Source organism: Secundilactobacillus hailunensis, assembly GCF_005405185.1.
In the GTDB taxonomy this organism is placed as follows: domain Bacteria; phylum Bacillota; class Bacilli; order Lactobacillales; family Lactobacillaceae; genus Secundilactobacillus; species Secundilactobacillus hailunensis.
Genome location: NZ_BJDO01000063.1, coordinates 1 through 9,719 on the forward strand (window position 1 = coordinate 1; position 9,719 = coordinate 9,719).

Genomic DNA, 9,719 nt, shown 5'->3' on the forward strand with positions numbered 1-9,719 from the left:
CCTCAATTATTAAGTGTTCATCATCTATTCCTAACAACATTTTCGTAGTATCATTTGACATAGGGCATTTCCTTTCTTGACTTAATTCTGTGGTGGGAGTAAGTTAACGGACGGGAGATGTCCGCTTTTTTATTCTAATGATAAACAAAAAATCTGTCATCAGTAATAGATAAAAATCTATTACCAACAACAGATATTGTAGAACCCATTTTTATTTATAATGAGATTTAGATGAGATATCCACGACATGTTCAGGCTTGTTTTACAAGAAATGTGCTATAATATTAGTACAAATTTAAGGAGGAAATTCTTGTTTATGGCAATCGAGGTTGGAGCAAAAGTTGCTGGTAAAGTTTCAGGTATCACAAATTTTGGTGCGTTCATTGATTTAGGTGATCATAAGACTGGATTAGTGCACATCAGTGAAGTCTCTGACGGCTTCGTAAAAGATATTCATGATGTATTGAAGATCGGTGATGAAGTCACCGTGCGAGTTCTGAACATCGGCGACGATGGTAAGATCGCGTTATCGATCCGTAAGGCTAAGGATCATCCTGAAGGTCATTCAGAACACGAGCATCATAACCATGACAATCGTGATCACGAACGTCATGAAAATAACGGTAATCATAATAATCACCATAGTGGTGGCAACGGTCATTATCGTAACAGCAACAACGGTGGTGGCCACTCCCGGAATAATAACCACTCGAATTCGAACCATAAGGAGAGTTTCGATGACTTAATGTCTGGCTTTCTAAAGGAAAGTGAAGACCGGTTAGCGACCCTCAAACGTAACACTGAAGGCAAACGTGGTGGTCGTGGCGGTCGTCGCAGCTAATCAGCCACAGTGATTAATCAAGACGACAATTGAACTGAAGCGTCCGTTTACAAAACAGCCGTTTTGTAATGGAGGCTTCTTTTTTTGATTAATTTGGTTAATGAGGGATACAAAATGGAGATTACACAGCAATTTAATTCAGAAGTGATGCAAGCGGGCTGGTTTAATCGCCGGCAGACGGTGATTGTAGCCGTCTCCACGGGCGTTGATTCCATGGTGTTATTGACGCTGATGCAACAATTACCGGCTCAGATTCGCCCTAAATTGGTGGTGGCCCACGTCAATCACCAGTTACGGTCTCAAAGCCAAGTTGAAGCACAATTTATAAGTGAGTACTGTCAGCAGCATCACCTGCAACTTGAGAAGACGAAATGGCCGGTTAATGAGCAGCCACATCAGGGCGTCGAAGCCGCGGCCCGGCACTTTCGCTATCAATTCTTTGCTCAGTGTATGGCCCAGCACCATGCCGTCGTTTTACTGACTGCGCACCATGCCGATGATCAAGCTGAAACGGTGCTGATGAAACTCATTCGGGGAGGTCAACTGACGCAGTTGCAGGGGATTTTGCCCGAACAGCCCTTTGAGGCAGGCAAACTCGTGCGACCGTTGCTGCTCTTTAGCAAGGCGCAGATCAGAGCCTATGCTAAAGAACAGCAGTTGACTTGGTATGAGGATGCGACGAATCAAAATAACGATGTTTTGCGTAATCGCATCAGACATCAAGTGATACCAGCACTCAAACAGGAAAGCCCTGCCTTTTTGACCCACGTTAAACAATATACGGCCCAGCTCAGTGCCACTATTCAATTAGCAGCACAGCGGACGGCGGAACTACTGCAACAGGTGCGGATCAACGAGCACACCTACAATGTGGCGCGCTGGCGTCAGCTGACGGCAATCCAGCAACGAGCAGTGCTGAAGGCGATTTTTCAAGCGGCCCAGTTACCGGTTACGGCGTCGTATTTGGATGAAGCCACGCAGTTACTGAATAATGAGCAAAAGCCAACGGCAAGGCTCAATCTAGCGCATTCACGGGTGTTTGAAAAAGCTTACGATCAATTTTCAATTAAATCAGAATTAAAAGTTCCCCAAAATCACAAACTGACGGATAAAATTGTGGTAATATCTAACCAGTGGGTTCAGTTACCACGGGGGTTACGGGCACAACTGGTACCGACTCAAAAAAAGAGCCGGGCAGATCCATGGCACATGGCACTTGATCTGCAGCTGGATGACCTACCTTTGCAGGTAAGGCAAGCGCGGCCAGACGATCAAATCAAGCTGGCAGGTGGCGGTCATAAGACCGTTCGGCGAATTTTGATCGATCATAAAATACCGCCAGTAAAGCGGGCACAGCAATTAGTGGTGGTGTCTGCCAAAGCTGAAGTATTATGGCTGATCGGACTGCAGCGCAGCACCCGTGAGTTAACTGAGACTAACTACGAACTGGTTTTAAAACAATCTGACTAGAGGAGCAAATTTAATGAATAACGATATCGAGCGTGTTTTATACAGCCAAGATGACATCAAGGCTGCCTGCGAACGTTTGGGAGCTGATATTACCCGGGATTACGCGGGTAAAAAGCCGCTGTTCATCGGTGTTTTGAAGGGTGTTATTTTTTTCATGACGGATCTTTTGCGGGAATTGGATTTTCTCGCAGACATCGACTTTATTGACGTTTCCAGTTACCATGGCGGTACGGCTTCAACGGGTGAGATTACACTGGTTCACGATATTGATACTGATATCAGTGGCCGCGATGTGATCTTGGTCGAAGATATTTTGGATACCGGCCGGACACTGGCATACTTGCGGGATCGTCTAGCTGAACGGCACCCTAAGTCATTTAAGGTATGCACGCTCCTGGACAAGCCTGAAGGCCGGGTAGTCGAAGCAAAGGCGGACTACGTTGGTTTTAACGTTCCCAATGAATTCTTGGTTGGGTATGGTCTAGATTACGTGGAGTATTACCGAAACTTACCTTACGTTGGGGTTTTAAAACCGGAAATTTACACCAATTAGGGAATTGGTCAAAAAAGGTCAAATTTTCGAATAAAACATTAGTCAAATAAGGTCAAATATGGTAGTATGATTTTTATTAACGGGGGAATCGTCCCTCAGTTTTATTCCCAATTTGTAGGGAATTGAAGTAAGGAGGCACTAAATGAACAATCGAAAGAATGGACTTTTTCGGAATAGTCTTTTCTACATTGTGATCTTCTTGTTGGTCATGGGTGTTATTTACTTCTTTCAAGGAAATAACTCAAGCTCACAATCCCAAGAAATTCAATCCAGTGAGTTTATCCATCAACTAAAGGAGAACAACGTTAAGAACTTTGCCGTACAGCCTTCTGGTGGCGTTTATAAAGTTACCGGGACGTATCGGAAAGCTCAGGAGGCTAAAACTCAGACTGGCTTTACCCTTGGCGGTAATACGAGTTCTAAGGTGACCAACTTCAGTACTGCGGTGTTACAGAATAACTCCAGTGTGACTGAGGTAACGCGTTATGCAAGGGATCATAACGTCAAAATGAATACCAAGCCTGAAGAGTCCAGTGGCTTTTGGGTAAACATGTTAGTTTACGTATTGCCTCTTCTTGCGTTTATTTTCTTCTTCTACATGATGATGGGCCAAGCCGGCCAAGGTGGCGGCAATGGTAAAGTCATGAACTTTGGTAAATCCAAAGCTAAGCCAACCGATAGTAAAGAAAACAAAGTCCGCTTTACGGATGTCGCTGGTGAAGAAGAAGAAAAACAGGAACTGGTCGAAGTTGTCGAGTTCTTGAAAGATCCGCGCAAGTTCGTTTCATTGGGTGCTCGGATCCCATCTGGTGTGTTACTAGAGGGACCGCCTGGTACTGGTAAAACCTTACTTGCTGAAGCGGTTGCCGGTGAAGCAGGCGTACCGTTCTACTCCATTTCTGGTTCTGACTTCGTTGAAATGTTCGTCGGGGTTGGTGCTAGCCGTGTTCGTGATTTATTTGAACAAGCTAAAAAGAACGCACCTTCAATTATCTTTATTGATGAAATTGATGCCGTTGGTCGTCGCCGTGGTGCCGGTATGGGCGGCGGTCATGATGAACGTGAACAAACCCTTAACCAGTTACTGGTTGAAATGGATGGGTTTACGGGTAACGAAGGTGTCATTGTCATGGCTGCTACTAACCGTTCAGATGTTTTGGATCCCGCTTTACTTCGTCCAGGTCGTTTTGACCGGAAGATTTTAGTTGGTCGTCCAGACGTTAATGGCCGTGAAGCTATCTTAAAGGTTCACTCACGTAACAAACCATTGGCAAATGACGTTGATTTGAAGGAAATCGCCAAGCAGACCCCTGGGTTTGTTGGTGCCGACCTTGAAAACCTGCTGAACGAAGGTGCACTGCTGGCTGCTCGGCGTAACAAGACCAAGATTGATGCTTCTGATATCGATGAAGCGGAAGATCGTGTGATTGCCGGACCTGCTAAACGGAACCGTGTTATCAGTAAGACGGAACGCGAAACCGTTGCGTATCACGAAGCCGGGCATACCGTTGTTGGCTTAGTCTTAAACGATGCTCGGGTCGTCCATAAGGTAACGATCGTTCCTCGTGGCCGTGCTGGCGGATACGCCATTATGTTGCCACGTGAAGATCAAATGCTGATGTCCAAGAAGGATGCTAAGGAACAAATGGCAGGCCTGATGGGTGGTCGGACAGCTGAAGAGATCATCTTCCACTCCGAATCATCCGGGGCCTCGAATGACTTTGAACAGGCAACTCAAATTGCCCGGGCAATGGTTACCCAGTACGGGATGAGTGAAAAAGTTGGTACCGTTGCGCTTGAAAATGCTCAAAGTCAACAACAAGCTGCTTATGGTCAAATGCCAACTTATTCACAAGCAACAGCTGCCACGATTGATGCCGAAGTTCGTCGTTTGACGAATGAAGCTCATGAGACTGCTACGAAGATTCTTTCTGAGCACCGTGAACAGCATAAGATTATTGCTGAAGCACTGTTGAAGTACGAAACCTTGGATGAAAAGCAGATTCTTAGTCTTTGGAAGACTGGGGAAATGCCTGACAAGCAAAATGACAACGAATTTCCAAGTGAAAAAGCTGCCACTTTTGAACAGTCCAAGAAGGAACTTGAACGGCGTGAAGCAGAACGACAGGCTAAGATTCAAGATAAGCAAGATAAGACTGAAAAAACTGTTCAAGAATCAGATGACATTCAGTCTGATTCTGAAAATGGTCAAAAGTCTGATCAAAACGACTCTGACAAGGGTGGTTCTGATAAAGGTAATTCTGATCAGACTCATACTGATGATCCATCAGATCATCCAGATGATGGCGAGGATTAGAATCAATGAAAAAGCGCAGGCCTTGGGCTTGCGCTTTTTTGTGGAATTTTTAGCTGAGTTCGTAATTAGCAACTGTGCCTAACTGGGCTCAAGCTGACAGAAAACTGCATGGAAGCGGGCAATGGCATAAATCCAGAATCGAGATTTCTCCCACTGCCCGCTTTCACTACGCTCTTTAACCGCCAGCTTTCACACCTTGTCCTAATCGGGCTCAAGCTGACAGAAAGCTGCATGGAAGCCGACAATGGCATAAATCCAGAATCAGGATTTCTCCCACTGCCCGTTTCCACTACGCTCTTTAACCGCCAGCTTTCACACCTTGTGTTATACTACTCTAGAAATTTCTTTTAGGAGGAAATAGGAAACTATGTCAGATTATTTAATTAAAAGCGTGGTCGACGACGGTCAATTCCGTGCCTATGCCGTTGATGCCACCGAACTTGTTCGTGAAGCACAAAAACGCCACGACACCTGGTCAGCTGCTTCTGCTGCACTGGGACGAACCCTGATTGCAACGTTGATGCTGTCTTCTTCTGTATTAAAGGGTGACGACACTTTAACCGTTCGAATCAATGGCGGCGGCCCGGTTGGCGGAATCGTTGCTGACGGAAACGCTAACGGTACCGTTAAAGGTTATCTGCAAAATCCGCACGTTACTTTACCATTGAACAAACGTCATAAAATCGACGTTGCTAATGCTGTGGGTGTTAAGGGTTCACTTTCAGTCACTAAAGACCTGGGCCTAGATAAACCCTATACTGGGAAAGTGGCCTTAGCTACTGGTGAGATCGGTGACGACTTTACCTATTACCTCGCCCAATCTGAACAAATTCCTTCAGCGGTGGGAGTTTCCGTCTTTGTGAATGACGATAACAGCATTCAAGTTGCCGGCGGTTTCTTAATTCAAGTGATGCCTGGTGCCAAGGATGATGCCATTAGTCATTTGGAGAAACGATTAAAAGAGGTCCCCATGGTCTCCGAGTTACTGCTAGATGGCCAGAAGCCTGAAGACATGCTGAACCTTTTATTTGGCGAAAAACACGTTAAGATCCTGGATAAAATGCCGGTATCATTTAAGTGTGATTGTTCAAAAGAAGAGTTTGCTAAGGCCTTGTCGAGTGTTTCTAAAGCTCAGTTGCAGGAAATTATCGATCAAGATCATCACGCAGAAACGGTCTGCAACTTCTGTAAGAACAAGTATGAGTTTAACGAACAGGAATTAAAGGCTATTTTAGCTAAAATGTAATTCGGCTTTTTTTGATAGCCAGTAGTAGGCGCAATGTGCTATGATAGCTAACGCAGAATTTAAGTCAGTAAAAATTTATCAGAGGTGAGCATATGGAATGGCAAATTGGCGACGTTAAAATCGCAAATCAGGTTGTTGTAGCACCGATGGCAGGGGTCACTAACTCTGCTTTTCGGGTGATTTGTAAGGAGTTCGGTGCAGGCCTTGTGGTCTGTGAAATGATTTCTGATCGTGGCATTATGTACCACAATCAAAAAACGCTGGATATGATGTTCGTTGATGCCAGTGAGCACCCGATGAGTATTCAAATTTTTGGCGGGACGAAGGAAACCTTAGTTCAGGCCGCTAAATTTGTGGATCAGCATACGGCAGCCGACATTATTGATATCAACATGGGTTGTCCCGTAAACAAGGTTGTTAAGACCGATGCGGGTGCAAAATGGCTTTTAGACCCGAATAAAGTTTATGAAATGGTGTCTTATGTCACAGATGCTGTTAAGAAGCCGGTAACGGTTAAAATGCGGACTGGCTGGGATGATCAGCACGTTTATGCAGTTGACAATGCCTTGGCAGCGGAACGCGCTGGAGCTTCAGCTATTGCCATGCACGGTCGAACCCGTAAACAACTGTATACTGGTCATGCGGACTGGGATATTTTAAAGCTGGTTGCCGATCAGCTGACCATTCCATTTATGGGCAATGGTGACGTGCGCTCAGCACAGGATGCTAAGCGGATGCTGGATCATACCGGTGCCGATGCGGTCATGATCGGTCGAGCAGCGATGGGCAATCCGTGGATGTTGCGGCAAACTGAGCATTATCTGGCGACTGGTGAATTATTGCCGGAACCAACACCAGAAAAAAAGGTTCAAACTGCTAAGGAGCATTTGCACAGGCTGGTTGAATTGAAGGGTGATTACATTGGCCCCCGTGAATTTCGCGGTCAGGCTGCCTATTACCTAAAGGGAATTTCACATTCAGCACGAACTAAAGCAGCGTTAAACAATGCTGAAACTGAGCAGCAAATGGATGATATTTTTGACGCATTTCTAGAAAAATTAGCCGCTTATGCCGTTAGTGGCCGATAATTTAAAAAAAGCAGGCAAAAGAGCTTGCTTTTTTTATTGAGGGTTGTCAAAATTAATAACGGACTAGTTATTATAAGATGGAGGTATTAGTGTGGCTGGAAAAGATAGACAAATGAACGACCAACTACGAGTTCGTCGCGAGAAGATGAACGAACTACGTGATGAGGGAATCGATCCCTTTGGTCATCGGTTTGAACGGACTTACTTAGCAGCACAATTGCAACAGGAGTTCGGTGAAGACGATAAAGATGAACTCAATGACGTGCATAAGACTGCAATCATTGCCGGACGAATGGTTTCTAAGCGTGGTAAAGGTAAAGTTGGTTTTGCTGACTTACAAGACCGTACCGGTAAAATGCAGATCTACGTCCGTAAAGATATTTTGGGCGATGACGTATACCACGTTTTCAAACGTTCTGATATTGGTGATCACCTGGGTATTGAAGGCGACATCATTAAGACGGATATGGGTGAATTAACGATTCGTGCCACTAAGCTGACGTTTCTTTCTAAAGCATTACGGCCATTACCAGATAAATTTCATGGCTTGCAGAACAAGGAACAGATCTACCGTCAACGTTATTTGGACTTGATCTCTAACCCAGAAAGTTTCGAACGCTTTAAGAAGCGCAGCAAGATCATCACTGCTATTCGTAGCTATTTAGATGGCCAAGATTTTCTGGAAGTTGAGACACCCGTTTTGCATAACCAAGCTGGTGGCGCTAACGCCCGTCCTTTTGTGACGCATCATAATGCTTTGGACATTAAACTCTACTTGCGGATCGCCTTGGAACTTCACTTGAAGCGTCTGATCGTTGGTGGTATGGAACGGGTCTACGAAATTGGTCGGGTATTTCGTAATGAGGGGATGGACACACGTCATAACCCTGAATTTACCATGCTTGAATCCTACGTTGCCTACTTTGACTTCCATGATGTGATGGACGAAACGGAAGGTATTTTTAAGGCAGCTGCTAAGGCGGTTACTGACGATGGTGTAATCACTTATCAAGGTCAGGAAATCGATTTGAACAAGAATTTTGCTCGAATTCATATGGTGGATGCTATTAAGCAGTACACTGGTGTGGATTTCTGGCCTAAAATGAGCGTTGAAGACGCCCGTAAGCTTGCTGATGACCATGGCATTCACTATGAAGACTACTGGGCAGTAGGTCATATTATTAACGCCTTCTTTGAAGAGCTGGTTCAGCCAAAGCTGGATCAACCAACTTTCGTGTATGGTCACCCGGTTGAAATTTCGCCATTGGCTAAGAAGAACCCTGACGATCCTCGCTTTACGGATCGCTTTGAGCTCTATATCGTTGGCAACGAATTTGCTAACGCCTTTACTGAACTGAACGATCCTATTGACCAACGCAAGCGTTTTGAAGCTCAGGTTAAGGAACGTGCAGAAGGTAACGAAGAAGCTGAAGGTATTGATGAAGACTTCATTGAAGCTTTGGAATACGGTATGCCGCCAACTGGTGGACTCGGTATCGGTATTGATCGACTGGTCATGCTGTTAACGGATGCAGAATCCATTCGTGACGTCTTACTGTTCCCAACAATGCGTCCAGAAGAATAGTTAAAACTGAAATATGAAGAGAAGCAGTCTGATCACAGTCATTTCTTGGCTGATTGATGAGGCTGCTTTTTTGATCTATAGCTGGCGATGTGAGTTGACTGATAATACTGAAGCTGGAGGATCTTTCTATATAAATGCAATTACGATTTTGAAATTAATGATTGAAAAATGATTTAAAAAGGAGTTTACTAGTTAAGTGGTGCAACGACCATTTTAGATAGAATAACGGGGCTTGAAAGTAGCGCTTAGACAGAGTAAAAAGAAAATTTTGAAAAAGTTGCTTTTAGGTGTTGACCTCGTTTTAGATAGCTGGTATAGTAGTTATCGTTGCCAAAGGGATAACGTGTTTGACAGCTAACTCGTTTGAATAGATATTCAAATAAGTTATAAAAAAGCGTTGACAAGAAACACGTCAACATGATATGATTTAGAAGTTGTCGAAAGGCGACTAGCTAACAAAGTAGACCTTTGAAAACTGAACAAAGTTTTGTTTCACAAATGTGCAGGGCATATCAGTTTTGGCTGATATCAAATGTAATTTGCGAAGTCAATTTCGCTAGTAATATTAATGAGTCACAAACAATCATAAAATGAGAGTTTGATCCTGGCTCAGGACGAA

The 9,719-nt window shown here is 44.4% G+C and carries 7 protein-coding genes; all 7 read left to right on the top strand.

All coding sequences use genetic code 11. From position 1 onward, the window contains the following. Positions 1–316 precede the first annotated feature (316 nt). The 7 genes from FFM73_RS11440 (at position 317) to lysS (ending at position 9,100) form a co-directional block, all read left to right on the top strand. Entirely contained in the window at positions 317–841 is a 525-nt protein-coding gene (locus FFM73_RS11440) for a S1 domain-containing RNA-binding protein (protein WP_137631815.1), read from the top strand. A 114-nt stretch (positions 842–955) separates the two neighbouring features. Then, complete coding sequence (tilS, locus tag FFM73_RS11445) at positions 956–2,311, top strand: tRNA lysidine(34) synthetase TilS (protein WP_137631816.1); 1,356 nt, start codon at positions 956–958, stop codon at positions 2,309–2,311. Positions 2,312–2,324: 13 nt separating this feature from the next. After that, positions 2,325–2,864, top strand: a complete 540-nt coding sequence (gene hpt / locus FFM73_RS11450) for a hypoxanthine phosphoribosyltransferase (protein WP_137631817.1) — start codon at positions 2,325–2,327, stop codon at positions 2,862–2,864. 142 nt (positions 2,865–3,006) lie between these two features. Then, complete coding sequence (gene ftsH / locus FFM73_RS11455) at positions 3,007–5,181, top strand: ATP-dependent zinc metalloprotease FtsH (protein WP_137631818.1); 2,175 nt, start codon at positions 3,007–3,009, stop codon at positions 5,179–5,181. A 367-nt stretch (positions 5,182–5,548) separates the two neighbouring features. Beyond that, a complete protein-coding gene (gene hslO / locus FFM73_RS11460; RefSeq protein WP_137631819.1) occupies positions 5,549–6,427 on the top strand; it encodes an Hsp33 family molecular chaperone HslO in 879 nt (292 codons plus the stop codon). A gap of 92 nt (positions 6,428–6,519) precedes the next feature. After that, positions 6,520–7,515, top strand: coding sequence for a tRNA dihydrouridine synthase DusB (gene dusB / locus FFM73_RS11465; RefSeq protein WP_137631820.1), 996 nt, complete (start codon positions 6,520–6,522; stop codon positions 7,513–7,515). A gap of 112 nt (positions 7,516–7,627) precedes the next feature. Next, complete coding sequence (gene lysS / locus FFM73_RS11470; protein ID WP_137631821.1) at positions 7,628–9,100, top strand: lysine--tRNA ligase; 1,473 nt, start codon at positions 7,628–7,630, stop codon at positions 9,098–9,100. Positions 9,101–9,719 lie beyond the last annotated feature (619 nt).